This window comes from Symbiobacterium terraclitae (genome assembly GCF_017874315.1).
GTDB classification, from domain to species: domain Bacteria; phylum Bacillota; class Sulfobacillia; order Symbiobacteriales; family Symbiobacteriaceae; genus Symbiobacterium; species Symbiobacterium terraclitae.
The window spans coordinates 134,390-158,868 of sequence record NZ_JAGGLG010000005.1; the positions used below are offsets into that span (position 1 = coordinate 134,390).

18 protein-coding genes and 2 tRNA genes are annotated in these 24,479 nt (G+C 69.4%); 9 read left to right on the forward strand and 11 right to left on the reverse strand.

What is annotated here, in order from left to right:
- Positions 1–105 precede the first annotated feature (105 nt).
- A complete protein-coding gene (locus J2Z79_RS04660; RefSeq protein WP_209465700.1) occupies positions 106–558 on the forward strand; it encodes a hypothetical protein in 453 nt (150 codons plus the stop codon).
- A 242-nt stretch (positions 559–800) separates the two neighbouring features.
- Here the strand turns inward: J2Z79_RS04660 and J2Z79_RS04665 are convergent.
- The 8 genes from J2Z79_RS04665 to J2Z79_RS04700 form a co-directional block, all read right to left on the reverse strand.
- Positions 801–876 (reverse strand) — tRNA-Ile (locus J2Z79_RS04665).
- Positions 877–964: 88 nt separating this feature from the next.
- Positions 965–1,039 (reverse strand) — tRNA-Asn (locus J2Z79_RS04670).
- A 220-nt stretch (positions 1,040–1,259) separates the two neighbouring features.
- Positions 1,260–2,558, reverse strand: coding sequence for an isocitrate lyase (gene aceA / locus J2Z79_RS04675; protein ID WP_209465701.1), 1,299 nt, complete (start codon positions 2,556–2,558; stop codon positions 1,260–1,262).
- Positions 2,559–2,590: 32 nt separating this feature from the next.
- Positions 2,591–4,183 (reverse strand): malate synthase A, encoded by a 1,593-nt coding sequence (gene aceB, locus J2Z79_RS04680; protein ID WP_342589414.1) that lies wholly within the window; start codon positions 4,181–4,183, stop codon positions 2,591–2,593.
- Positions 4,184–5,044: 861 nt separating this feature from the next.
- Positions 5,045–6,205: an RNA polymerase sigma factor RpoD gene (gene rpoD, locus J2Z79_RS04685; protein WP_209465703.1), complete on the reverse strand. Its 1,161-nt coding sequence runs from the start codon at positions 6,203–6,205 to the stop codon at positions 5,045–5,047.
- 27 nt (positions 6,206–6,232) lie between these two features.
- The gene (gene dnaG / locus J2Z79_RS19095; RefSeq protein ID WP_209465704.1) at positions 6,233–8,101 is read right to left on the reverse strand and encodes a DNA primase; all 1,869 of its coding nucleotides are present in this window, start codon (positions 8,099–8,101) and stop codon (positions 6,233–6,235) included.
- A gap of 262 nt (positions 8,102–8,363) precedes the next feature.
- Positions 8,364–11,042: a pyruvate, phosphate dikinase gene (gene ppdK / locus J2Z79_RS04695; protein WP_209465705.1), complete on the reverse strand. Its 2,679-nt coding sequence runs from the start codon at positions 11,040–11,042 to the stop codon at positions 8,364–8,366.
- Positions 11,035–11,856 carry a pyruvate, water dikinase regulatory protein gene (locus J2Z79_RS04700; RefSeq protein WP_209465706.1) on the reverse strand — a complete coding sequence of 274 codons (822 nt, stop codon included), beginning with the start codon at positions 11,854–11,856 and terminating at the stop codon, positions 11,035–11,037. Before J2Z79_RS04700 ends, ppdK begins: the two co-directional genes overlap by 8 nt.
- Before the next feature lie 295 nt (positions 11,857–12,151).
- Here J2Z79_RS04700 and J2Z79_RS04705 point away from each other — a divergent pair, with 295 nt between their 5' ends.
- Positions 12,152–12,928: a 2-oxo acid dehydrogenase subunit E2 gene (locus J2Z79_RS04705; protein ID WP_245302168.1), complete on the forward strand. Its 777-nt coding sequence runs from the start codon at positions 12,152–12,154 to the stop codon at positions 12,926–12,928.
- A gap of 305 nt (positions 12,929–13,233) precedes the next feature.
- On the opposite strand, the gene J2Z79_RS04710 is transcribed toward J2Z79_RS04705, so the two are convergent.
- Positions 13,234–14,208: a thiamine pyrophosphate-dependent dehydrogenase E1 component subunit alpha gene (locus J2Z79_RS04710; RefSeq protein WP_209465708.1), complete on the reverse strand. Its 975-nt coding sequence runs from the start codon at positions 14,206–14,208 to the stop codon at positions 13,234–13,236.
- A 649-nt stretch (positions 14,209–14,857) separates the two neighbouring features.
- Positions 14,858–15,325: a GNAT family N-acetyltransferase gene (locus tag J2Z79_RS04715; protein WP_209465709.1), complete on the reverse strand. Its 468-nt coding sequence runs from the start codon at positions 15,323–15,325 to the stop codon at positions 14,858–14,860.
- A 146-nt stretch (positions 15,326–15,471) separates the two neighbouring features.
- Here J2Z79_RS04715 and J2Z79_RS04720 point away from each other — a divergent pair, with 146 nt between their 5' ends.
- The 6 genes from J2Z79_RS04720 (at position 15,472) to J2Z79_RS04745 (ending at position 22,200) form a co-directional block, all read left to right on the forward strand.
- Positions 15,472–16,155 carry a cyclase family protein gene (locus J2Z79_RS04720; RefSeq protein WP_209465710.1) on the forward strand — a complete coding sequence of 228 codons (684 nt, stop codon included), beginning with the start codon at positions 15,472–15,474 and terminating at the stop codon, positions 16,153–16,155.
- A complete protein-coding gene (locus J2Z79_RS04725) occupies positions 16,142–17,584 on the forward strand; it encodes a chorismate-binding protein (protein WP_209465711.1) in 1,443 nt (480 codons plus the stop codon). Before J2Z79_RS04720 ends, J2Z79_RS04725 begins: the two co-directional genes overlap by 14 nt.
- Positions 17,562–18,620 carry a phenylacetate--CoA ligase family protein gene (locus J2Z79_RS04730; RefSeq protein ID WP_209465712.1) on the forward strand — a complete coding sequence of 353 codons (1,059 nt, stop codon included), beginning with the start codon at positions 17,562–17,564 and terminating at the stop codon, positions 18,618–18,620. The genes J2Z79_RS04725 and J2Z79_RS04730 overlap by 23 nt, the downstream gene beginning before the upstream one ends.
- A 1-nt stretch (position 18,621) precedes the next feature.
- The gene (locus J2Z79_RS04735) at positions 18,622–19,980 is read left to right on the forward strand and encodes an aldehyde dehydrogenase family protein (protein ID WP_209465713.1); all 1,359 of its coding nucleotides are present in this window, start codon (positions 18,622–18,624) and stop codon (positions 19,978–19,980) included.
- A complete protein-coding gene (locus J2Z79_RS04740; protein WP_209465714.1) occupies positions 19,971–20,717 on the forward strand; it encodes an SDR family NAD(P)-dependent oxidoreductase in 747 nt (248 codons plus the stop codon). The genes J2Z79_RS04735 and J2Z79_RS04740 overlap by 10 nt, the downstream gene beginning before the upstream one ends.
- 271 nt (positions 20,718–20,988) lie before the next feature.
- Complete coding sequence (locus J2Z79_RS04745; protein WP_209465715.1) at positions 20,989–22,200, forward strand: MFS transporter; 1,212 nt, start codon at positions 20,989–20,991, stop codon at positions 22,198–22,200.
- 16 nt (positions 22,201–22,216) lie between these two features.
- Here the strand turns inward: J2Z79_RS04745 and J2Z79_RS04750 are convergent, their stop codons facing one another.
- Positions 22,217–23,359, reverse strand: a complete 1,143-nt coding sequence (locus tag J2Z79_RS04750; protein ID WP_209465716.1) for a helix-turn-helix transcriptional regulator — start codon at positions 23,357–23,359, stop codon at positions 22,217–22,219.
- 259 nt (positions 23,360–23,618) lie between these two features.
- Between J2Z79_RS04750 and J2Z79_RS04755 the strand changes: the two genes are divergently transcribed.
- Positions 23,619–24,359 (forward strand): VOC family protein, encoded by a 741-nt coding sequence (locus J2Z79_RS04755; RefSeq protein WP_209465717.1) that lies wholly within the window; start codon positions 23,619–23,621, stop codon positions 24,357–24,359.
- Positions 24,360–24,479: the final 120 nt, after the last annotated feature.

Here is a 24,479-nt window from a genome sequence, read left to right on the forward strand (position 1 = left end):
CCGCGAACCGCGTCATGCAGGACCATGGTTGTGGCGCTTGCAAGGCCGCATCGTACCACCCGAGTAGTTGCTCTTGCATATTTCAGCTGTGTGGGAGGAGCCCGAATGAGGTTGGGTAAGGGGATCGCGTGCGTACTTCTTGCTATTTTGCTTGCTGGATGCTCGATGCCGAAAGAACCCGTGTTCACTGGAGTACACCTTCTCGCGGATGCGACGATGCGCATTGTGCGGATCACAACTGACGAAACAGAGGTGGCGTTTTCGGTAAGCGTTGTAAACGCCGGAACAGAGACCTGCAAGGAAGCAGAGTGGTGGATTGACTGGTGGCCGGAAGAGCTGAAGAAGCGCCTGATTCGGGAATCGAACCGGGGATGGGGCATGGGCGAGGTTGCTCCGGGAGAGAAGCATAATCCCACGGGAGGGACTCCTTTCGACACGACGGGTCTGTCAGAGAGCGAGATCATCCAGCTCTTGCAAGACTTGGCCGTAACCCTTCGATGTGAGGATAACGGGTACACCAATCGAGTGTTGTTCTCACTGAGGGACGAACGGCCCTGAGGCGTCGCTCTTTCGCCCAACCAATGGATGCCAAGATCCGTACCGAGTATGCCGGCCGGGACTTGACCTGTCCAACGGCCACGTCAGAGGCATGGGTGCATGCCGCGGTGAGACCCAATCCGAAGTCACACCCCGCCAGGTGAGCAAGACGGTAAGGCCCCGGGACTGCGGAAACAGTCCTGGGGCCACGGCCTCTGAAGTCACAGCGGACCACCCCTCCGGGTGATCCGCTTTCTCATCGTTGGTGGGCCCTGTAGGATTCGAACCTACGACCAACCGGTTATGAGCCGGCAGCTCTGACCGCTGAGCTAAGGGCCCGCATAAGCCATTTTACGCGACCCGCTCACTTTCAACAAGGGCGAAGGGGCGAACAGAAAAAACAGGCGGCCGAACCGCCTGTCTCGACTGGCTCCGGCGGTAGGATTCGAACCTACGACCCTCCGGTTAACAGCCGGACGCTCTACCGCTGAGCTACGCCGGAATGGACACGCTCGTATTTTACCCCGGTAGCGCGATGAAGTCAACCATCATTTTTCACCTTGGGAATTTCCATTTCAGTCCAGCAGTGGCCGCAGGGACCCTGCCGCGGCAGATTCACGCAGGCGAGGACGGGCAGCGCGTGCGGACGAGATCTTGTGGGAATGATCTCGGCCGCAACCCGCGCTGCCCCGTCTCACCGCTGCAATCTTGCGATCGGGACACTAGTCGGCTACCGTGAACTGCGCCTCCTCGGTGGAGCCCCGCAGCGCCAGGGTGGACGAGTTGCCGCCGGAGATCACCTGCGACACCTCGTCGAAGTAGCCCGTGCCCACCTCGCGCTGGTGCCGGGTTGCCGTGTAGCCGTCCCGCTCCATGGCGAACTCCTTCTCCTGCAGCCGCACGTAGGCCGTCATCCCCTCGGCGGCGTAGCCCTTGGCCAGCTCGAACATCGAGGCGTTGAGGGCGTGGAAGCCCGCCAGGGTGATGAACTGGAACTTGTAGCCCATGGCGCCGAGCTCCCGCTGGAACCGGGCGATGGTTGCGTCGTCCAGGTGGCGCTTCCAGTTGAAGGAGGGCGAGCAGTTGTAGGCCAGCAGCTTGTCGGGGTAGGCCCTCTTGATCGCCTCGGCGAACTGCCTGGCCTCGTTCAGGTCCGGTGTGGCCGTCTCGCACCAGATGATGTCCGCGTACGGGGCGTACGCCAAGCCCCGGGCGATGGCCGCCTCGATGCCGTTGCGCACCTTGTAGAAGCCCTCCACGGTCCGCTCGCCGGTGAGGAACTCCCGGTCCCGCGGGTCGATGTCGCTGGTGAGCAGGGTCGCGCCCAGCGAGTCGGTGCGGGCCACGATGAGCGTGGGCACGCCCATCACGTCCGCGGCCAGGCGGGCCGCCACCAGCGTGCGGATGTGCTGGCTCGTCGGCACCAGCACCTTGCCGCCCATGTGGCCGCACTTCTTCTCCGACGCCAGCTGGTCCTCCCAGTGCACCGCGGCCGCGCCGGCCTCGATCATCGCCTTCATCAGCTCGAAGGCGTTGAGGGGGCCGCCGAAGCCCGCCTCGGCGTCGGCGACGATCGGCACCATCCAGTCGATGTCGCACCTGCCCTCCGACCAGGCGATCTGGTCGGCCCGACGCAGGGCGTTGTTGATGCGCTGCACCACCGCCGGCACCGAGTTGACCGGGTAGAGCGACTGGTCGGGATACATCTGCCCCGCCAGGTTGGCGTCCGCCGCCACCTGCCAGCCGGACAGGTAGATCGCCTTCAGCCCGGCCTTGACCATCTGCACCGCCTGATTGCCCGTCAGGGCCCCGAGGGCCGGGATGTAATCCTCGGTGTGCAGGAGGTGCCAGAGCTTCTCCGCGGCCCGCCGGGCCAGCGTGTACTCCACCTGGAAGGAACCCCTGAGCCGCACCACGTCCCGGGCCGAATAGGGCCGCTCCACGCCTGCCCAACGGGGGCTGGTCGCCCACTCCCGCTCCAGTTCGGCCGCCTCGCGCCGAACCCTGTCGTCTGTGCGCATCCCGTCATCCTCCTCCTCGTCCTGTGTGCGGTTCAGATCAGGGCGTAACCCGGCAGGGTCAGGAACTCCGGGAAGTCCTCCTTCATCGCCACCGCCTCGAAGAGCTGCCGCGCGGCGTGGAACCGGCCGCAGGTGAAGGCCCGCGAGCCCACCTGGCGGTGGATGCGCTCCAGCTCCTCGTCCATCAGCTGGCGCACCAGCTCCGGGGTGACGCGCCGCCCGTCCGCCAGCGCCGCCCGCTGCCGCAGCCACTGCCAGACCTGCGAGCGGGAGATCTCGGCCGTCGCGGCATCCTCCATGAGGTTGTGGATAGCCGCCGCCCCCACCCCGCGCAGCCAGGATTCGATATACTGGATGCCGACGTTCAGGTTGAGCCGCAGCCCCTCCTCGGTGACGGCCCCCGGCGTCGCGGCGAAGTTGAGGAGGTCGGCCGCCGTCACGGAGACGTCCGGCCGCTGCCGGTCGATCTGATTCGGCCGGCCGCCCAGCACCTCGTCGAAGACGGCGGTCGCCACGGGCACCAGGTCCGGGTGGGCCACCCAGGTGCCGTCGAAGCCGTCGTTCGCCTCCCGCTCCTTGTCCTGCCGCACCTTCTCCAGCGCCACGGCGTTGACCGCGGGGTTGCGCCGGCTGGGGATGAAGGCCGCCATCCCGCCCATGGCGAAGGTGCCGCGCCGGTGGCAGGTCTTCACCAGCAGCTCGGTGTAGGCGCGCATGAAGGGGACGGTCATGGTGACCGCGCTGCGGTCGGGGAAGCGCACGTCGGGCCGGTTCCGGAACTTCTTGATGCAGCTGAAGATATAGTCCCAGCGGCCGGCGTTGAGGCCCACCGAGTGCTCCCGCAGCTCGTAGAGGATCTCATCCATCTCGAAGGCCGCGAGGATCGTCTCGATCAGCACGGTGGCCTTGATCGTGCCGCGGGGGATGTCGAGGTACTCCTGGGCGAAGCAGAAGACGTCGTTCCAGAGGCGCGCCTCCAGGTGGCTCTCCAGCTTCGGCAGGTAGAAGTAAGGCCCGCTCCCCTTCTCCAGCAGCCGCCGGGCGTTGTGGAAGAAGAAGAGACCGAAGTCCACCAGGCTGCCCGAGGCCGGACGCCCGTCGATCGCGATGTGCCGCTCGGGCAGGTGCCAGCCCCGGGGCCGCACGAAGAGCGTCGCGACCTTCTCCTTCAGCCGGTAGACCCGGCCGTCCGGGGAGGTGTACGAGATCGTGCCGTTCACGGCGTCGATCAGGTTGATCTGGCCCTCGATGATGTTGGCCCACGTCGGCGAGGTGGAGTCCTCGAAGTCGGCCATGAACACCCGGGCGCCGGAGTTGAGGGCGTTGATGATCATCTTCCGGTCGACCGGCCCGGTGATCTCGACCCGGCGGTCCGCCAGGTCGGGGGGATACGGGGCCACGGTCCACTCCGCCTCGCGGATGGCGCGGGTCTCGGGCAGGAAGTCGGGCAGCTCCCCCCTGTCGAGCCGCTCCTGGCGCTCCCGCCTCAGCTCCAACAGCTCGTCCCGCCTGGCCGAAAACCGGCGGTGCAGCTCCACCAGGAATGCGAGCGCCTCCGGGGTCAGCACCTCGCCGTAGCGCTCGCCCATCGCCCCGGTGATCGACAGGCCCTCAAGGGTCAGCACAGGAGAATCCACCGCCTTTCGACCAACTTTATCGTAGCGATAGTATAGAAAAGTTGCACACGACGGTCGCCGGGCGGGCGACGAACGGCCCGTTTCGGCTGCCGGATGAAATTCCGTGGACCTGCCCCCGATTGCACCACCGTTCACATGCCGCCCGGTGCGGTTCATCGCTCAATCGTGGCAGTTTCGCCCCGGGCGGACCAGCCCACTGCCCGCGGGCGGGCTGAATGGCGCGCCATTCACTGAACACCGGCGACCGTTCACCGCCGCAGCCGGCCCCTCATGCCCGAAAACGCGCAGGAGGCGCCGCCCGGTGGGGCGACGCCCGTCAGATTGGCAGGGCTGTGGCCAAGCGGCCCCGCCGCAATAGCCGTGGCCGTTTGAGGCGGAAGCGCCAGAGGCTCCGCCAGGCCCTGGTGGGTATCCGGTCGCTCTTGAAGCGTGGGCTGATACGGCCTGGGTAGCGGTATATTCACCGGCCGGTGGCCGCCTGGAGGTGGTACGGGCAACCATGGGCGGAGCACCGCCTGTCTCAGGCGACAAGGCTGGCTGGTCATGAGCGATAGCCAGCACAGCACGACTGCCATTCTACGCAGTGACGACGGCGGCAAGTCCTGGATGGGTACAATCGAGAATCCGAAGTCGTCGAAGGCCACCCGAGGATCGGAGCATCCCGAGTGGCGTTCCGGTTTCGGTGCATCTCAGGTGGACGAGGGGCCACACGTAGGCAGACCCCTGTGACTCGGCGACCGAGCCGAACTACCTGACTCGGGTCGGACTTCCGTCGATAACCTGACGCCCATGCCGGGCGTACAACAGCACCGCCCCTGCCGGTCTGGCAGGGGCGGTTCCACGTCACGATTAGTCCAAGTAGTCCTTCAGCTTCCTGGACCGGCTCGGATGGCGCAGCTTGCGCAGCGCCTTCGCCTCGATCTGCCGGATCCGCTCACGGGTCACGCCGAAGACCTGGCCGACCTCCTCCAGCGTGCGGGCCCGGCCGTCGTCCAGACCGAACCGCAGCCGCAGGACCTTCTCCTCCCGGGGCGTCAGGGACTCCAGCACCTCTTCCAGCTGCTCCTTCAGCAGCGTGAACGAAGCCGCCTCGGCCGGGGCCGGAGCCTCGTGGTCCTCGATGAAGTCCCCCAGGTGCGAGTCCTCCTCCTCGCCGATGGGGGTCTCCAGCGAGACAGGCTCCTGCGCGATCTTCTGGATCTCGCGTACCCGCTCCACCGAGATGTCCATGTGCTCGGCGATCTCCTCCGGGGTCGGCTCGCGGCCCAGCTCCTGGACCAGCTGCCGGGTCACCCGGATCAGCTTGTTGATGGTCTCGACCATGTGCACCGGAATGCGGATGGTCCGGGCCTGGTCGGCGATGGCCCGCGTGATCGCCTGGCGGATCCACCACGTCGCGTAGGTGGAGAACTTGAACCCCTTGCGGTAGTCGAACTTCTCGACGGCCTTGATCAGGCCGAGGTTGCCCTCCTGAATCAGGTCGAGGAACTGCATGCCCCGGCCCACGTACCGCTTGGCGATGGAGACGACCAGGCGCAGGTTCGCCTCGGCCAGCCGGCGCTTTGCCTCCTCGTCGCCCTTCTCGATGCGCTCGGCGTACTCGACCTCTTCCTCCGCCGTCAGGAGCGGCACGCGCCCGATCTCCTTGAGGTACATGCGGACCGGGTCATCAATGGCAATCCCTTCGGGAACAGAAAGGTCGATCTCTACCTCTTCGTCCGGCGCGGGTTCGCCGTCCGGCTCGCTGTCAGGCGCCGGCACCGCGTCGGCCTCCACGAGGGTGGCGACGTCGTCCTCGTCCACGGCCTCGTCCGGCCGGTCGCCCACCACCTCGATGCCCGCCTCGACCAGCGAGTCGTAGATCTCCTCCATCTGTTCGGGCTCCAGCTCGATCCCCTGGAGGAAGTCGGCGATTTCGCTGTAGCTGAGGCTGCCCTTGCGCCTGCCCTTCGCGATGAGCTCCTTGACCAGCTCACGCGCGGTCTGCACCTTCGCTTCCTTGGACTCCATGATGACTTCCCCCCTTCCGCTGCCGCCTCAAGATCGGGACGCCTTGAGCTTACGCGCAAGCGCCACGTACTCGTTCCATATGGCCGGGTCCACCCTCTGTTTCGCTGACTCTGCGGCCCTAATCAGGTTCTCCAAGTCCTCTTTTCTCCTCGAATCTCTATGCTTACTTATCTTCTCGATGCAGTCTGCCGCTTCCTTTTCCGGATCGGTGGTCAGCATCGGTTTGGCTGCCATTTCGGTGAGGAGGCTCTTCGCCTCCGGATCAGGCAGTTCGTCGAGCAGGCGGGTGATCAGGCCGCCCGGACGGGCACCGGCCCCGGCGACCAGCTGCCGCGCGGCCGCGTAGATCTGCTTGTGGCGGGGATCGGCGAAGGGCTCGGCGCCCAGCTCCCCTTCAACCAGCCCCACCAGGCCGGGGTGCTCGAGCAGGAGGTAGAGCAGCGCGCGCTCGGCCCGGTGCACCCCCTCCTCGGGGGTGACCAGCGGCTGTGCCGCCAGACGACGGTACGGTCCGGGCGTAACAGGCTCTCCCGGACCCCTTCTATTATTCCTGGTATCTGGCAGATTATGCTGGAATCCCCGCCGGAGCAGTCGGTTCATCTGCCGATCGATGGCCAGCTTCAGGTCGGGCTTCGCCAGCGGGTTGTCGCCCGCGAGCCGCTCCGCCACCTGGTCGACGTAGGCCTCGCGCAGCACCTCGTCCTTGACGTCGGCCAGTACCTGGGCGACGGACTCCACCGCCTTGGCCTTCGCCTCGGGCGTCGCCTGGCCGGACCGGGGCAGCACGAGGTCGATGCGGAACTCGATCAGCGGCACGGCCTGGTCGATGGCTGCGGCGAACGCCTGCGGGCCGTGGGTCCGGATGAACTCGTCCGGATCCTTCCCGTCCGGGATCCGCAGGACCCTGACGTCGCAGCCGGTGTCGTAGAGCTTCTGCAGGCCGCGCAGCGTGGCCATCTGCCCCGCCGTGTCCATGTCAAAGGCGACGATGACCTGGCTGGCCTGCTGGCGGAGCACCCTGCACTGCTCGTCGGTGAGGGCCGTGCCCAGGGGGGCGACCACATTCTGGAAGCCCGCCTGATGAGGCATGATGACATCCATATATCCTTCTACAAGGATAGCCTGATTCCTCGCGCGCATTGCCTCCTTGGCCTGATCCAATCCGAAGAGCACGTGCCGCTTGGAGAACAGCGGGGTCTCCGCGGTGTTCTTGTACTTCGCGCCCTCGCCGCTGAGGATCCGTCCCCCGAAGCCGATCACCCGGCCGGCCAGGTCGGTGATGGGGAACATCACCCGCTCGAAGAAGGCGTCCATGTAGCCCTCGCCGTCGCGCCGGGGCACGATCAGCCCGACGCGCTGCAGGATCTCCGCCGGGAACCGCCCCCGCAGCGCCCGGTAGAGCGCGCCCCGCCCCACCGCCCAGCCCAGGCGGAACCGGCGGATCGTCTCCTCGGTCAGCCCGCGCCGGAGCAGGTAGTCCAACCCCTCCTTGCCGGCCTCGGAGAAGAGCTGGTGGTGATAAAAGCGAGCCGCCAGCTCGAGGGCGGCGTACATGTCGCGGCGCTCCCGGTAGGCGCGCTCCTCCTCCGGCGTGCGCTCCTCCTGGGGCAGCGGGATGCCTGCCCGCCTGGCCAGCTGGACCAGCGCCTCGTAGAAGGTGAGGTGCTCACGCTCCATCAGGAAGGTGAACACGTCGCCGCTCGCCTTGCACCCGAAGCAGTGGTAGAACTGCCGGTCCGGGATGACGTGGAAGGACGGGGTCTTCTCGCTGTGGAAGGGGCAGAGCCCGACGTACCGGTTGCCCCGCCGCTCAAGCTTGACGTAGGCCGAGATCACTTCGACGATGTCGTTCTTGGCCCGCACCTCGTCCTTGAACGCCTGGTCGAATCGGGACACCGATCACCACCCCATCATCCCGCAATAGAAAACCCCTCTGGACCACCGAGCGCGAGCATCAGGGCGGCGGCGAGGGTGCTTTGCGTTAGCTTTCCCTTTCGACAGGTGCTTCTCCGATTCCTGCCATATGTTCGGAGGATCACGAGGCCGCGGCTCCCGACCGTTCACCTTCAAAGACGTCCGCCGCCGCCGCCAGATACGGGGCGGGCCCGCCTCCCCGCTCAGGAGACGGGCCCCGCTCGCAAGTCGCTGCAGGTCGCGACTACACCGTGCTGGAAGTGGCCCTCTCGCCCTTGGCCTTGGCCGCAGCCTGGGCGGCCGCCAGCCGGGCTACCGGCACCCGGTAGGGCGAGCAGGAGACGTAGGTCAGGCCGACGCTCTGGAAGAACTCGATGGAGGCCGGATCGCCGCCGTGCTCGCCGCAGACGCCCAGCTTGATCTCGGGCCGGGCCTTGCGGCCGAGCTCGCACGCGATCTCCACCATCTTGCCCACGCCCTTGCGGTCGATGCTGACGAACGGGTTCTCGGGCAGGACCTTCCGCTCCACGTACTGGGCGAGGAACTTGCCCTCGGCGTCGTCGCGGGAGAACCCGAAGGTGGTCTGCGTGAGGTCGTTGGTGCCGAAGGAGAAGAACTGCGCGTGCTCGGCGATCTCGTCGGCCGTGACGGCGGCGCGCGGCACCTCGATCATCGTGCCGACCATGTACTTGAACGTGACGCCGGTCTCCTCCATGACCTCCCGGGCGACCCGGTCGGTCATCTCCCGCAGGAAGGCCAACTCGGTGACGATGCCGACCAGCGGGTGCATGACCTCGGGCTCGACCTTCATGCCTTCCTTGTTGCACTGCGCGGCGGCCTCGAAGATCGCCCGGACCTGCATCTCATAGATCTCGGGGTAGATCATGCCCAGGCGGCAGCCGCGGAAGCCGAGCATCGGGTTCATCTCGGAGAGCGCCCGCACCTTGCGCAGCAGGTTCTCCTTCTCCCGCAGCTCCTCGGCGTTTCCGCCCTTCGCCCGGAGCAGGGCGACCTCGATGGCCAGGTCCTCCTCGTCCGGCAGGAACTCGTGGAGCGGCGGATCCAGCAGGCGGATGGTGACGGGATGGGGATCCATGGCCTTGAAGATCTCGTAGAAGTCCTCGCGCTGCATCACGCGCAGCTTCTCGAGGGCGGCCATGCGCTCTTCCTTGTCCTCGGCCAGGATCATCTCGCGGGCCACGACCATCCGCTCCGGATGGTGGCCGCCCTGGCCGAACATGTGCTCCGTGCGGCAGAGGCCGATGCCCTCGGCGCCGAACTCGCGGGCCCGGAGGGCATCCTGCGGGGTGTCGGCGTTGGCCCGCACGCCCATGGTCCGGATCTCATCGGCCCAGGTGAGCAGCGTGCGGAACTCGGGCGACAGCTCGGGGTCGACCACGGGCACGGCGCCGGCGATCACGTTGCCGGTGGCGCCGTCGATGGAGATGACGTCGCCCTCACGGATCACGCGGCCGTTCACGGTGAACTGCCGGGCCTCGAGGTCGATCTTGATGGCCTCGCAGCCGACGACGCAGGGCTTGCCCATGCCGCGGGAGACGATGGCGGCGTGCGACGTCATGCCGCCGCGGGAGGTGAGGATGCCCTGGGAGACGACCATTCCGTGGATGTCGTCCGGCGAGGTCTCAGGCCGGACCATGATGACCTTCTGGCCCTCGCCCGCCAGCTTGACGGCCCGGTCGGGGTCGAAGACGCAGACGCCGGAGGCGGCGCCAGGCGAGGCGGCGAGACCCGTGGCCAGGATGTCGAGCTTCGCCTTGGGGTCGATGGCCGGGTGGAGGATGTTGTTGATCTTGTCCGGCTCGACCCGCAGGATCGCCTGCTCCTTGGAGATCTTGCCCTCGTTGACGAGGTCGACGGCGATCTTGATGGAGGCGACCGGGGTGCGCTTGCCGGCGCGGCACTGCAGCATGTAGAGCTTGCCCCGCTCGACCGTGAACTCGATGTCCTGCATGTCCTTGTAGTGGGACTCGAGCAGCTCGCACAGGTTGAAGAGCTGATCGTAGACCTCGGGCATGGTCTCCTTCAGGTGCGAGATCGGGTACGGCGTGCGGATGCCGGCCACGACGTCCTCGCCCTGGGCGTTGGGGAGGTACTCGCCGTAGAACTCCTTGACGCCGGAGTTCGGGTTGCGGGTGAAGCAGACGCCGGTGGCGGAGTCGTCGCCCATGTTGCCGAAGGCCATCGCCTGCACGTTGACGGCCGTGCCCAGCGTCTCGGGGATCTTGTTGATGCGCCGGTAGACCTGGGCCCGGGGGTTGTCCCAGGACTCGAACACGGCGTTGATCGCGGCCATCAGCTGCGCCCGCGGATCCATCGGGAAGGGCTTGCCGATGGTCTTCTCGACCAGCGCCTTGTACTCCGGCACGATCGCCTTGAAGTGCTCAGCCTGCAGCTCGATGTCCTGCGTGAAGCCGTGGCGCTTCTTGTGCTCATCGAGGATGGCCTCGAAGTTGTGCAGGCCGATGCCCAGCACGACGTTGGAGAACATCTGGATGAAGCGCCGGTAGGAGTCCCACGCGAACCGCGGGTTGTTGGTGGCCCGGGCCAGGGCCTCGACGGTCTCGTCGTTGAGGCCGAGGTTGAGGATGGTGTCCATCATGCCCGGCATGGAGACCGGCGCACCGGAGCGGACGGAGACGAGCAGCGGGTTGGTGGCGTCGCCGAAGCGCTTGCCCATCTTCTTCTCGAGCGCAGCCAGCGCCGCGTCGATCTGCTCGATGACCTCGGGGGTCAGGCTCTTGGTGGTCTGGTACTCCCGACAGACCTCGGTGGTGATCGTGAAGCCAGGAGGCACCGGCAGACCGATCACCGTCATCTCGGCGAGGTTGGCGCCCTTGCCGCCCAGCAGCATGCGCATGTCAGCCCGGCCCTCTTCGAAAAGGTAAACCGACTTCCTAGTCACCGAAATTCACCCCTCGGTTGATGATTTCCAGGACCCGGACCGCCGTCTCTTCAACCGCCTTGTTCGTCACATCAATCACCGCGCAGCCGACCTTCTTGAAGACAGACTCGGCGTAGTCCAACTCCTGGAGAATTCGTGCCATGCTTGAGTAGTTGGCATCTGATCTCAGGCCTATGGTCTTGACTCGTTCTTCGCGGATCTGATGGAGCTTCTCGGGGCTGACCCGCAGGCCAACCACCTTGTGAGGCGGGACGAGGAAGAGCTCCTTGGGCAGGCTTACCTCGGGGACCAGGGGCAGGTTCGCCACCTTGTACCGCCTGTGTGCGAGGTACATCGACACCGGGGTTTTCGAGGAGCGGGAGACGCCGATCAGCACCGCATCCGCCCGCAGGAAGCCGCGGGGGTCCTTGCCGTCGTCGTACTTCACCGCAAACTCGACCGCCTCGATACGGCGGAAGTATTCATCATCCAGACGGTGCATGCGCCCGGGCTCCAGCTTCTCGGGTGCGCCGAGCAGCTTGGACATCTCCTCGAGCATGGGGCCCATGATGTCCACCGACGGGATGTTCCACATCTCAACCAGCCGCTGGAGCTCTTGTCGGATTTCCGGAACGATGATGGTGTAGACGATCAGAGTGGGCTGCTGGCGAGCAGCATCGATCACCTCCCGGAGTGAGAAGGAATCGTCGACCATGGGAAACCTGCGGATTTCCACGCCGGTCCGGCCCCACTGCGCCAGTGCGGCGCGCGTGACCAGGTCGGCCGTCTCCCCCACTGAGTCCGAGACGATGAAGATCACAGGCTTCTCGACCATCTAAGCCCTCCCCGCTTGTTCCGGAGCGCACATTCCACCGGGGGCTGCGCGTTCGGTTATTTGATTACGCCCGGCCTTCGGGCCAATCCTGCCGGAGCCTTACGGCTGTAAGGCTTCGCGACTCCTGATGTTTTCAATCGGAGTTCAAGAGCCGGTCTATTGTGACAGCGTACACCTGCGGATCCCCGACAGTGCGCCGGGCTTCCGGCTGTTCGTCGGGCCGCGCAGGAGCGTGTGGCCGGCGGCGGCATATGCTGGTGCAGCATTCCGGTGGGAGGGAGGAACAGTCGTGCCGATGCCAGCGAGCCTGTTTCAGGGGGCGCCGCTCCTCTTGCCCGGCGCCACCCCCGACAACCCCCTGGCGATGGGAGGGTCACCCTTTCCCCCGTTCGTCACCCTGCCGCTGAGCCACCTGCGGCGGGTCTCGATGCTGAACCTGGAGCACGCCCAGCGGGCGACGGCCCCGGTCACGGTGGTGGCCGAGGTGGACGCGACGGGCCTGATCGAGGTGCGCGAGGCGCTGAAGCCGCTGGCGGCCCGCCACCTGGGGCTTCCGCTTACATACCTGCCCTTCTTCGCCAGCGCCACCATCCAGGCGCTCAAGGCGTACCCCATCATGAACGCCATGCTCACCCCGCAGGGGTTCATCATCCCGCGGTACATCAACCTCGGCATCGCCACCAGCGTGCCGGGCGGCGTCCTCCTCCCGTCCGTGCAGGGCGCCGAGCGGAAGAGCTTCTGGGAGCTGGCGCGGGACATCTACATCCAGACGCAGAAGGCGAAGGCGGGCCTCGCCTCGCCCGCCGACATGTCGGGCCAGACCTTCGTCATCACCAACACGGGCCGGTGGGGCGCCACGCTGTTCGGCACCCCCATCATCCAGCCGCCCAACGTCGGCATCCTGGCCTTCGAGGCGATCAAGAAGCGCCCCGTGGTGCTCGACAACGACCAGATCGCTGTGCGGCCGATGATGTACCTCGCCCTGACGGCCGACCACCGTGCCGTGGACGGCGCCGAGATGATCGGCTTCCTGAGCAAGGTAAAGGAGGCGCTGGAGCAGGTGCGGGTGTGATGGGGGCCGTGTCAAGCGCCACGGGCGCATCGCCGTGCTGCTCACCCCCGGCCGCTGCCGGGCCAGCCGCACGCGGCGCATCGCCGCCCCGCGCACGCCACCCCCCGCGTGCCAACCGCACGTGGCGCATCGCCGCCCCGCGCACGCCCGCCGTCCCCGCCGAGCCCGCCACCCCCGTCCTTGCCGCCACCCCCGTACCCCCGTCCTTGCCGCCACCCCCGTACCCCCGTCCTTACCGCCTTCCCCGTCGAGTTCGCCGTCGCAGGCACGCCGTCCATCTGTGGCGGCACCGAAGCACGTGCCTGTCACGGCTCAAGGGCGTGCTCCGGCGGCGGCAGGGGCGCCGCGCGGGCCTGCTCCTCGGCCCGGTCGATCGCCGCGGCGACCGCCCGCTCCAGCGCGGCCTCGCCGCCCTCGCGCAGCAGCCCCACCCGCCGCAGGTACTCCGCCACCCGCGGCAGCGGGTCGGCACGCTGCACTTCCGCAAGTTCCTCGGGAGACCGGTACCTCGTGTGGTTGTCGTCGCAGGTATGCGCATCCATCCGGTGGACGCGGGCCTCGATCAGCGCCGGCCCGCCGCCCGCCCGCGCCCGGGCCACGGCGCGGCGCACCGCGGCGTGAACGGCGAAGGGGTCGCCCCCGTCCAGGCAGATCCCCTCGATCCCGTAACCCGCCGCCCGCGCCGCCACGCTGCCCCCGGCCAGCTGCCGCGAAACCGGCACGGAGATCGCCCAGCCGTTGTTCTGGCAGAGGAAGACGACGGGCAGCCGGTACAGGGCGGCCCAGTTCAGCCCCTCGTGGAAGTCGCCCTGCGAGGCGGCTCCCTCGCCGAAGCTGCAGTAGACCACCACCCGGTCGCCACGCCGGACCGCGGCCTGGGCCGCCCCCACCGCCTGGGGGATCTGCACCCCCACCGGCGCCGACCGCGCGACGATGTTCAGCCGCCGGTCGCCCCAGTTGTACGGCGTCTGGCGCCCGCCCGACGACGGGTCCGCCGCCCGGCCGAAGGCGGAGAGCATCACGTCCAGCGGCGTGCTGCCGGCCACCAGCACCGCCCCCAGGTCCCGGTAGTAGGGGAACCACCAGTCCTGTCCCCGGGTGAAAGCCGTCGCCGCCCCTACCTGCGCCGCCTCGTGCCCGCGGCTGGAGACGGCCAGCGGGATCGCGCCCGACCGCTGGAGCAGGCTCAGCCGCTCGTCCAGCCGCCGGGTGAGGAGCATCCAGCGGTAGATCGCCACCGCCTGCTCGTCGGAGAGGCCCGCCGAGCGATGGTCAAGCACTGCACCACTTCCTTTCGTTCTGCGCGCCTCATGGGGGGACGCCGCCGTGCGGCCGGGGAAAACCCGGGCAACGGTGGGATAGGACGCCCGCCCGGGGCCGATGCCACCGCAGCAGATAGGGGGAACTGCTCCCCATAATTTTCACGAGATACAGGGAAAATCTCCCCATATTGCCCATTATGTCAACTTGAGCGGCGCTACACCTTTGCCGAGCCCCGGCAAACCCTGTCCATTTGCCCCCGTCCGAGCCCGGAAAGGTGTCCTAAACGGCTGAACTGGGTGCCAGAAGCCCGCGATAGGGGGAGGAGTTCCCTGCATTTCGTGAAAAATATGGGGAAATTTTCCCCATATTTCTGCCGCCCGGCCATAGGGCCTCGGCAAGGCGCCGCGCAGCCCCCCGCCGTAGCCTTGCCGGCGGAAAGCACCCGCCATGGGAGCGCCCATGACGCCAGCCCATCGGCATCTCTGCGGAGAGTGCCCGCCAGCACGCTTGCTACCGGCGATCGGCACATCGCCGAAGCCGCCGCTGAGGGCTACCCCGCGAAGCTCCCCCGGGGCCGCGGCCCGCCACCAGCACGCTGCCTCCCCACCACCACCACGCCAGAGCCACCGGCATGCGCCCCCGGGACATCGGCCCGCCCAGGCAGCCTCACAGCACCTTCACCAGCGCCAGCCGCTCCACCCGGCAGCCGTCCCGCAGGGCGTGGCGCAGCGACGGCGTGTTCTCGGGATGGATGTACCGCCTGATCACCCGCACCCCGCATGCGCGGCAGTGCGCCTCACCGGCGGCGGTGAGGCGGCTGCTGACCCCCGTTCCCCGGTGGGCGGGCTCCACGTAGATGTCGTAGAACAGCCCCGTCGGCACCCCGGTGAGCTCGTCAGGCATCAGCGCCACCACCAGGTAGCCAACGGGGCTGCCGCTCGCGCGTGCCACGAGCGCGGCGCTCCCGGGTTGGGAAAGCAGCGCCCGCAGGTTCTGTTCCACCCGCGCCGCCACCGCGGCCGGGTTCGTCCACGCCCACAGCGCCGGCTCCACGTGGGCGAGGGCGGTCTCCGCGGAGCGCGCCGCCAGCCAGGCCCACTCCCCCGGAAGCAGCAGCCCCACCTCCACCGCCACGGCACCATCCCCTCCTCGCACATGCATATGCGCGGGACCGCCGCCGCCGCGCCTGCATAGAATGGGCGAGCGGCCGACCGGCCCCTCCGGCGGGCACGGGTGCGGCCCCCGACATAGCCGACCGTCGAGGAGGTGGCTCCCGCCCCATGCGCGTGATCGATCTGTCCCTGGGCTACAGCCACGGCATGCCGGCGTACGGAACCTCCTGGTACAAGGAGGTGGAGATCCGCCCGCTGATGACGCCCGAGACGGACCCCACGGGCCACGGGCGGCGCTTCAGCCAGTTCGTGCTGAACCCCCACAACGCCACCCACGTGGACGCGCCCAGCCACTTCGTGCCCGGGGGGAAGGACGTGAGCGACCTGGACCCCGGCCTCTTCATCGGGCCGGCGCTGGTGCTCGACCTCACCCACCGGGGACTCTACGAGGCCGTGACCGCGGACGACCTCGCGGCGGCCGCCCGGGGGCTGATGCGGCCCGGCCTCAGGCTCCTGCTGCGCACCGACTACCTGGACCGCCACTGGGGCGACCCAGACTTCTGGCAGAAGCCCCCCTACCTCGCCCCCAGCGCCGCAGACTGGTGCGTCGAGCAGGGCGCGGTGCTGGTGGGGCTGGACTTCCTCACCGAGGAGCCGGGCGACCGGGCCTTCCCGGTACACCGCCGGCTGCTGGAGGCCGGCATACCCATCCTCGAGTACCTCTGCAACCTCAAGGCTCTCACCGGACCGATCGTGTGGCTGATGGCCGCGCCCATGCAGGTGATCGGCGCCGAGGCGGCACCGGTCCGGGCCCTGGCGATCGAAGGGGGCGGTCCGTATGGCCCGGCCTGAGGACGTCCGCCGCCTGCCCCTGCCCCCCTGGACGCCGGCTGACCTGGCCGGGACGCTGGGTGTCGGCCCCGTGGCGCTCCTGGACGGGCTGACGTGGCAGGGCCGCAGGGTCACCCTGGTGGCGTGGGCGCCGGCCGCCCGGGCCGGGAGCATCGCCGAGGCGTGCAGGGCAGCGGAGCGGGTCGGACTGCCCGAGGACGCCCCGCCGCTCCTGGCCGCGGCGGTGGGCCGGCTGGACTGGGACGGGCAGGGACGATTCTGGATCCCGGGCAGTGCGGCGCTCTTCGACAGGGAGGGGGGCGAGCTCTGGGTGCGGGGGGCCCTGCCCGCCGTCACCGTGACCGCCCGCTCAGCTGCGCTCACGCCCGAGACCGGCCGCCCGTCTGGTCCCCCACCTGGCGCGCCCGTCTCCGCTGTGACCCCACCCAGCACGGACGTCTCCGCTGCGCCCCCAGAAGGAGTGGGCCTCTCCGCTGCACTCCCGCCTGCCGCGGGCCTCTCCCATGCGGCCTCCAGCCCCACCGCCACAGGTGCCGCGCCGGCAGCCCCGCCCGCCACAGATCCTGCGACAGGCCCGGTCCGGGCGGTCCCCCTCTGGCCGTACAGGGACTACGCTGCCGCCGTGCGCGAGGCCCTCGCCGCGATGGGCGCCGGCAGCGTGACCAAGGTGATCCTGTCGGTCCCCTTCGCCGCCCCGTGCTCCCTGTCTCCGCTGTCGGTCTACCGGCGGCTGACGGCCGGCGCCTCGGCCGGGCTGGCCTTCCTCATCCACGGCGGCCCGGGCGCGGAGGCGCTGGTGGGCCTCTCGCCGGAGCCGCTGGTGATCCTGGAGGGCCGCCGGGCCCGCATGCACCTGCTGGCCGGCACCCGGACCCCCGACCGCGCGGCGGAGCTCGCCGCCAGCCCCAAGGATCGGGAGGAGCACAGGGTGGCCGTGGAGCAGGCGCGCCGCGACCTGCTGGCGGTCTGCATCCCCGGCAGCGTCACCGTCGACGCCTTCATGGAGCTGGAGCGGCACCCGGGCCTGGTGCACCTGGCCTCCCGCCTCTCCGGCACGCTCAGGCCCGGCGCGACGCCGGCCGACCTGGTCGCGGCCTGCTTCCCCGCCGGGACCGTGGGCGGCATCCCCAGGGCGGAGGCGCGGGCGCTCATCGACCGGCTGGAGCCGGTCCCCCGGGGCTGGTACGCCGGGGCCGTCGGCGCGGTGCTGCCCGGGGGCGACCTGCAGCTCTGGCTGACCATCCGCAGCATGGCCCTGCACGGCGGCACGGCCCTGGTGCGCACCGGCGCCGGGCTGGTGCCGGGAAGCGACCCGGCGGCGGAGTGGCAGGAGTGCATGGCCAAGGCGCAGCGGGCCCTGGCCGCGGCCGGCGCCGCGCTCCCCCCGCCCGAGGAGGTGATGCGGCATGATGACGCCGTCCGCGCTTGACGCGCACGTCCGCGCGATCGTCCGCTGGCACTTCGACCCCGCCACCGGCTGCCCGTACTGGCTTCGCAAGGCGACCGAGCTCGGCTTCGACCCCCTGGCCGAGGTGCAGGGGCTGGAGGACCTCGCCCGCTTCCCCGCCGTGGCGGCGGAGTGGCGGCGCATCCCGGCCTGGGAGCTGATCCCCCGGGGCTGCCGGGAGCCCTTCGACGTGTGGGAGACCGGCGGCACCACGGGACCGCCCACCCGCATCGTCGACGCGACGGAGCGCACCCGCGGCATCCGGCGGGTCGACCGCATGCTGGACGACCACGGCTTCCCCCGGGGCGACGGCCGGAAGGGCTGGCTCCACCTGGGGCCCACGGGTCCGCACCTGGTCGGCACCAACGTGGCCCGGCTGGCCCGGCTGCGGAACTTCCTCTACTTCACGGTCGACCTGGACCCCCGCTGGGTGAAGCGGCTCTACCGCGAGGGCCGGCCGGACGAGGCACGCCGCTACACGGCCCACCTGGTGGACCAGGCGCTGGCCGTGCTGGAGGGCCAGCCGGTGGAGGTGCTCTCCACCACGCCCCCCCTCCTCCAGGCGCTGTGCGAGCGCCCCGAAACCTACGCCCTGCTGGCTGCGCAGGTGAAGGGCATCATCTGGTTCGGCACCTCGCTCTCCTCCGAGGGGCTGCGGCTGCTGGAGGAGGAGCTGCTGCCCGACGCCCGCCTGGTGGGCTGGTACGGCAACACCCTGATGGGCATCGCCTGCCAGCGGCCGCGCCGGGAGGGCGACGCCCACCGCTGCGTCTTCGCCCCGCCGGGCCCGGACGCGGTGGTGCGGGTGGTCGACCCCCGGGATCCCGCCCGGCGGGTGGCGCCGGGCGAGGCCGGGCAGGTGCGCATCTCCCTGCTCACGCGCGAGCTCTTCCTGCCGTGGCACCTGGAGCGCGACCGGGCCGTGCGGGTGGACTGGGAGGGCGGCGCCCTCTGGGATCACGTGGCCGAGGTCGCCCCGCTGGACGGGGGCGGCGCCAGGGTCGAGGGGGTGTACTGAGGTGTACGAGATTCCCCTCTGGCGGGCCGGGCGCGAGCGCGCCAGCCTGGATGCCCGCCTGCTCCGGGACTACCGGGGCGCGCCGCTGGCGCGGGTGGCGTCCGCCCCGTCGCTGATGGTCCACCGGGCGGTGGCGGAGCTGCGGGCGGCGGCGGAGCCGGGAAGGGACCTCACCGCCCTCTGGGACGCCATCGCCGCGGCAGGCCGGCTGCTGGCCACCGCCGGGCTGGGCGGCTGCTCGCCCGACGAGCACGCCCGCCTGGTCACCCTGGCCACCGGTGCGCCCATCGCAGACAGCCGGCAGGCTCTCACCGAACTGGCCAGCGGCATGGTCCACGTGCGGGACGCCCTGCGCTGGCAGTCGCCGGGGGGCGGGCTGGACCCCTTCCTCACCCACCGGCTGGAGCCGGCCCCGGGCAAGTCCTGCGGCTGGGTGCCGGCCGGGCAGGTGCTTGGCTTCGTCGCCCCCTCCAACCACCCGGCGGTCCACCTGACGTGGGTGCTGGCCCTGGCGATGGGCTGGTCCGTGGCCCTCCGCCCCGGCGCCGACGACCCGTTCACCCCCTGGCGGGTGCTGCTGGCGCTCAGGGAGGCGGGCTTCCCGGCGGAGCGGGTCGCCCTCCTGCCCGGCGGGCACGACCTGGTGCCCGCGCTCGTGGAGCACTGCGACCGGACGGTCGCCTACGGCGGCCCCGCCCTGGCAGCCCTGCTGGGCCGCGACCCCAGGGTGCTCTTCAACGGTCCGGGCCGGTCCAAGGTGCTGGTGGACGCCGGCGCCGTGCGGGCGCCGACGGGGAATGGGATGGTCTCATTCCTCGTGGACTGCATCCTCCACGACGGCGGGCGCAAGTGCACCTGCGCCAGCGCCCTGCTGCTGCGGGGCGAGGCCCCCGGGCTCCTGGAGGCGGTCGCCGACCGGCTGGACCGGCTGCCGCTCCTGGACCCGCTGGACCCGGAGGCACGGGTGCCCGCCTGGAAGGATCCGGCGGCCGCCCAGCAGACCCCGGCGGAGACGGTGGAGGTCGACGGCCTCACCTTCGTGCGCCCCGCGCTGCTGCTGGGCGTCGACCCCGCGGACCCCCGCTTCGGCGTCGAGCTGCCCGCCCCGTGGGCGACGGCGGCCCAGCTGCCCGCCGGCGCCGACCCGCTGCCGCTCCTGCGGGGCTCGCTGGCGGTGACGCTGCTCACCCGCGACCGGGCACTGGCGGGGCGCTGCCTGACGGAGACCACGATCCAGAAGCTCTTCGTCGGCCCGATCCCGCCCTGGCACACCGAGCCCGGGGCGCCCCACAAGGGCCGCCTGGCCGACTTCCTCTTCACGGCGAAGGCATACCGGGAGGCGGAGATTCCATGGAACTGAACGGCAAGCGGGCCCTGGTGACCGGGGCCTCCAAGGGGCTGGGGGCCGCGGTGGCCCGGCGGCTGGCGGAGGCCGGGGCCGACGTGGCCGTCCACTACCACCGGGACCTGCCCGGCGCCGCGCAGACCGCAGAGGCGGTGCGCGCCGCCGGCCGGCGGGCGCTGCTGCTCGCCGCCGACCTCTCCCGCCCGAAGGAGGCGGAGGAGCTGGTGGCGCACGTGGCCGACGCCTGGAGCGGGCTGGACCTGCTGGTCAACAACGCCGGGGTGGCGCCGGTGCGCCCCTGGGAGCAGATCGAGGCGGCGGAGTGGACGGAGGTCCTGGCGACCAACCTGAGCGGGCCCTTCCACGTGATGCGGGCGGCCCTGCCGCTGCTCAGGGCCGGCCGGGAGCCCGCGGTCGTCAACGTGGGCTCGGTGGTCAGCTTCAACGGCGGCGCGTTCGGCCCCGCCTACGCCGCGGCGAAGGCAGGACTGGTGGGGCTCACCCGGTCGGCCGCCCGGGAGTGGGGGCCCCTGGGCATCCGGGTGAACTGCGTGGCGCCGGGTCCCATTGAGTCGCCGCTGGCCCGGGCCCTGCCGGCGCCGGCGCTGGAGGCGATGAAGGCACAGACCCCGCTCCGGCGTCTCGGCACCTTCGCGGAGGTGGCCGAGGTGGTCTGCTGGCTGCTCTCCCCCGCCGCGGCCTACGTCACGGGCCAGACGGTGGTCGTGGACGGCGGCCGGGTGATGAACTAGGCGAGCGGGTTTCCGGGATGCCTGTCGGTCGTCCCGGAAACCCGCTCGTTGACTTGACCGCGTGGACGCCGCCCTTCGGAGTCCTGGCGGAAGCGGAGCCCGAGAAGGCGGCGTCGTGTTGAACCCGGCGTCGCCTCAAGACGGAATGTTCACGCTTTACAACCGGGGGTATTAAGGCGCATAATACAGGTGGTTGGTGCACAATATTGTGCACGACTTCGTGGTGATCGGCGGGCGGACAAGCCATGCCGCGGGGATGTGAGGCGACATCGTGAACGAATCGACAGCGTCTCCCAACTACCGGCAGTCGGTGGGTGTGATGTCTGCTGCACAACTGGTTACGGGCCTCGGCGACCAGATCTACTCGGTCGCACTGCCGTGGCTGGTGTTCAACCTCGCGGAGTCGGCCTTTCAGGTCGGCGTCTTCCGCGCCATCGAGAGCTCCGCTACCGCAGTTACGGGGATCGCAGCAGGCGTGCTGGCGGACCGGCTGGGACCGCGGCGTACGCTCGCCCTGGTAGCCCTGTTGGGACCGCTGGTCCTCCTCCTGGTACCGACCGCGCAGTTCGGTCGGCGGCTCAGCTTTCCGTTGTTATGCCTTGTCGGTTTCCTTTCCCTGTCGCTCCACCGGCTCAAGTGGACCTCCTGGTACTCGTCCATTCCCCGGGTCGTTCCGAAAGCCCATCTGTCGCAGGCCAACGCAGCCCTGCAGCTCAGCCATGCCGCCGAAGCTGCAGTCGGGCCGGCGCTGGCGGGCCTCCTGATCAACGGGTTAGGCGCGATCCGATCACTGTTCGTTGACATGCTTTCATTCGGTGCGCTGTGGATCGCGCTGCCTTTCGTCCCCGCGCGACCGGCCGAGGCGCCGAGGGGCGGGGCCGTCTGGTCCGAGACCCGCGAAGGACTGCGGTTCCTGGTAGGGAACCGCACCATCTGGGCGTTTACTCTGTTTGTGGGCGCACTCAACGTCATATTGGGGAGCGTCATCATCGTTACACTCCTGAAGCTCAGGACGGAGTTCCACGCCAGTGCGGGCAGAACCGGGCTGGTACTCATCGGAGCCGGCGCAGGGGCTGTCTTCGGAAGCATCCTCTCGCCCGTGCTCGTGCGCCGGCTGCAGATGCGTGTCGTCGACATCATAGGCGTGGCTGCGCTCGCTCTGGCGGCCATGGGGATGGCCCGGTCAGACGCTGCGCTGTCCCTGAGCCTCGCTCTGGTCACGTTCAGCGTGACCGTCGGCAACATCGGCTACCACACGGTCAGGCAGACGCTGACGCCCGACCACCTCCAGGGACGGGTCACGGGGACGAGCGTCGCCCTCCATCGCTCGCTGGTGCCGCTGGGTGCCGCCCTTCTCGGATTCCTGACGGAGTGGAAGGGGGCATCATCCACCCTGATCTTCATGGGTTCCTGGGTTCTGATCGCCCTCGCGGTTTTCCGGCTGTATCTGCGCGGCAGGGCGCAGGTGGAACTCAAGCTCTAGGAACGGCCCCGTGTTCCTAGGTGGCCGGCTCCACGGGCTGCCGCAGGATGGTCTTCAGCTTCTCCGGCGCGGTCCGCCGGAAGTCGGACAGGTAGACCTCGTGGTGGCGGCCCCGGAGCCGGTACCCCTTCTCGGCGATGAAGGCATGCAGCCGCGCGATCACAGGGCCCTCCTCCGAGAACGGCCCCACGTGGAGCACCTGGGCCGCGGTGCCCTCAGCGAACCGCTCGAAGCGCACATCGCGGATTCGGGGGTTCTTCTTCTTCTCCGCCGCCTGGGCGCGGGCGACGGAGACCTTCTCTTCGGTCAGCCCGTCCGGCATGCGGATGAGCAGCTGCCACTGCCACTGCTCCCGGGGCGTCCGGGCGAACTCCTCCGGCCGGTCGACCCACCATAGGCCCTCGAGGGGCGGCACCTTGAAGTCTCTCCCCTCTCCCTTCAGCTGGAACTTCAGGGTGTAGGCCAGGCCGTAGAGCGCTTCGACGGCCTGCTGGAACGCAGGGCCCTCCGGCGCGCCGGAACCGGTCAGGGTGAGGCACCAAGTCTCCGGGACTTCGACGATCTCGGGCTCCCTCCTGGCGCTGTAGAGCACCTTCTCGGGGCTGACGGGCTGGGCCATGGCGGGGTCCTCCTCCCGGGCATACTGGGATTCGAATGCGGCGAGCCACTCCAGTTCGGCGGCGATGAGCGCGAGCGAGCGGTCGAACATGGCGGTCACGAAGAAGGGGGCGCCCGGGCCGGCCCCGGACCGGCGGGCCTCCAGGTCCCGCCGCTTCCCCTCCAGCGCCGCCCGGTAGCGGGCGAGCGCCTCCCGGACCTCGTCCGGCGAGAGCACGGGCAGGTTGGCCAGGCCCAGCAGGAACGGGGAGTTCCCCGACTGCGGCACCGACAGCGCCGCCAGCGTGGCGGCCCGGAGGGCGGCGTGCCCCGCCGCCGTGGCCCGGTAGGTGACCCTGGCCGGCCCCCGGCTGCCCGTGTCGGCACCGGTCCGCTTCACGAGCCCGCGCGCCTCCAACTTCTTCAGCACGTAGTAGATCGAGGAGAAACCGACCTCGGTCCACTCCCGCATGCCGCGCTCCTCGATGACGGCCTCGATCTCGTAGCCGTGGCGCGGCTGCTCGGCCACGAGGGAGAGAATCGCAACCTCAGCATTGGTCACGGGCGCCACCTCTATTCTAGTGCTAGAATAGAGGTGGCGCCGAAGTCTGTCAACCTCTCCGTGCGGCAGGGTGGAGTGCGCGTTTGCTCCCGGACGAGCCTGTGCGGGTCGGGAGGCGCACCGCGATTCAGGATGGTCCTGCCAGGGCAGGTTATTCAGGCGGCGATCAGGAATGTAGGAGTGTGGCCGTTGTCGCCAACGCCAGCGAACGGGGTGGAAGACGATGAGCGAACGGTTCGTCCCACGCGTCGGAGGGGTCATGAGCGCCGACATCGCGGTTCCCGAACACGAGAAGGAAATGCGCTTCTACAGCCGCGTGCTCAGCACGGGCGAGCGCCCGCTCTGGCGCGCCGAGGATCTCATGAACAACCTGGGCCTGCCCATCATCGGACTGGGCCGGCGCGCCCCTGAGTACGAGAGCCTCCCGCTCCAGTGGATGCCGCACATCCAGGTGGCCGACGTGGGGTCCAGCGTGGCGCGTGCGGCCGAGCTGGGCGGCAAGGTGCTGATGCACATGAAGGACGACAGCGGCCGCAGCCAGTGGGGGGTCGTGCTCGACCCGAACGGGGCGGCCTTCGGGCTCATCCCGGTGATCCCGGCCGAGGCGGTGCCCCCCGCCGCCGACGAGGACGGTCCCGTGGGCTGCATCGCCTGGCTCGACCTGACGGTTCCCAACGCAGATGCCACCCGTGACTTCTACAAAGAAGTCGTCGGCTGGTCGGTGCAGGAGATCCTGATGAAGGACGGAGACGAGCCCTACGCCGACTACGCGATGCTGGGCAGCGACGGGAAGGGGGCGGCCGGCATCTGCCACGCCCGCGGCGCGAACGCTGACCTGCCGCCCGTCTGGATGCTCTACCTCCCGGTGGGCGACTTCGAGGAGAGCCTCCGCCGCATCGAGGAGGAGGGCGGCAAGGTCGTGAAGGCCGTGCGCGGCGAGTTCACCTACGCCGTGATTCAGGATCCCGTGGGCGTCTACCTGGCGCTGGTGCCGGGATAGGCGGCAGTCTGGAACATAGCACGAAGGGGCTGTCCCAAAAGTCATCGAGGATGACTTAGGGACAGCCCCCTTTTCTTTTTGTCTAAATACAAAAGAAGCCGCCCTTCTGTTACAATGGAA

Coding starts and splice junctions, on each gene's coding strand:
- J2Z79_RS04660 (WP_209465700.1), top strand. CDS start 106: ATGAGGTTGGGTAAGGGGATCGCGTGCGTACTTCTTGCTATTTTGCTT.
- aceA (WP_209465701.1), bottom strand. CDS start 2,558: ATGCGCACAGACGACAGGGTTCGGCGCGAGGCGGCCGAACTGGAGCGG.
- rpoD (WP_209465703.1), bottom strand. CDS start 6,205: ATGGAGTCCAAGGAAGCGAAGGTGCAGACCGCGCGTGAGCTGGTCAAG.
- J2Z79_RS04700 (WP_209465706.1), bottom strand. CDS start 11,856: ATGGTCGAGAAGCCTGTGATCTTCATCGTCTCGGACTCAGTGGGGGAG.
- J2Z79_RS04705 (WP_245302168.1), top strand. CDS start 12,152: ATGCCAGCGAGCCTGTTTCAGGGGGCGCCGCTCCTCTTGCCCGGCGCC.
- J2Z79_RS04720 (WP_209465710.1), top strand. CDS start 15,472: ATGCGCGTGATCGATCTGTCCCTGGGCTACAGCCACGGCATGCCGGCG.
- J2Z79_RS04725 (WP_209465711.1), top strand. CDS start 16,142: ATGGCCCGGCCTGAGGACGTCCGCCGCCTGCCCCTGCCCCCCTGGACG.
- J2Z79_RS04730 (WP_209465712.1), top strand. CDS start 17,562: ATGATGACGCCGTCCGCGCTTGACGCGCACGTCCGCGCGATCGTCCGC.
- J2Z79_RS04740 (WP_209465714.1), top strand. CDS start 19,971: ATGGAACTGAACGGCAAGCGGGCCCTGGTGACCGGGGCCTCCAAGGGG.
- J2Z79_RS04755 (WP_209465717.1), top strand. CDS start 23,619: ATGAGCGCCGACATCGCGGTTCCCGAACACGAGAAGGAAATGCGCTTC.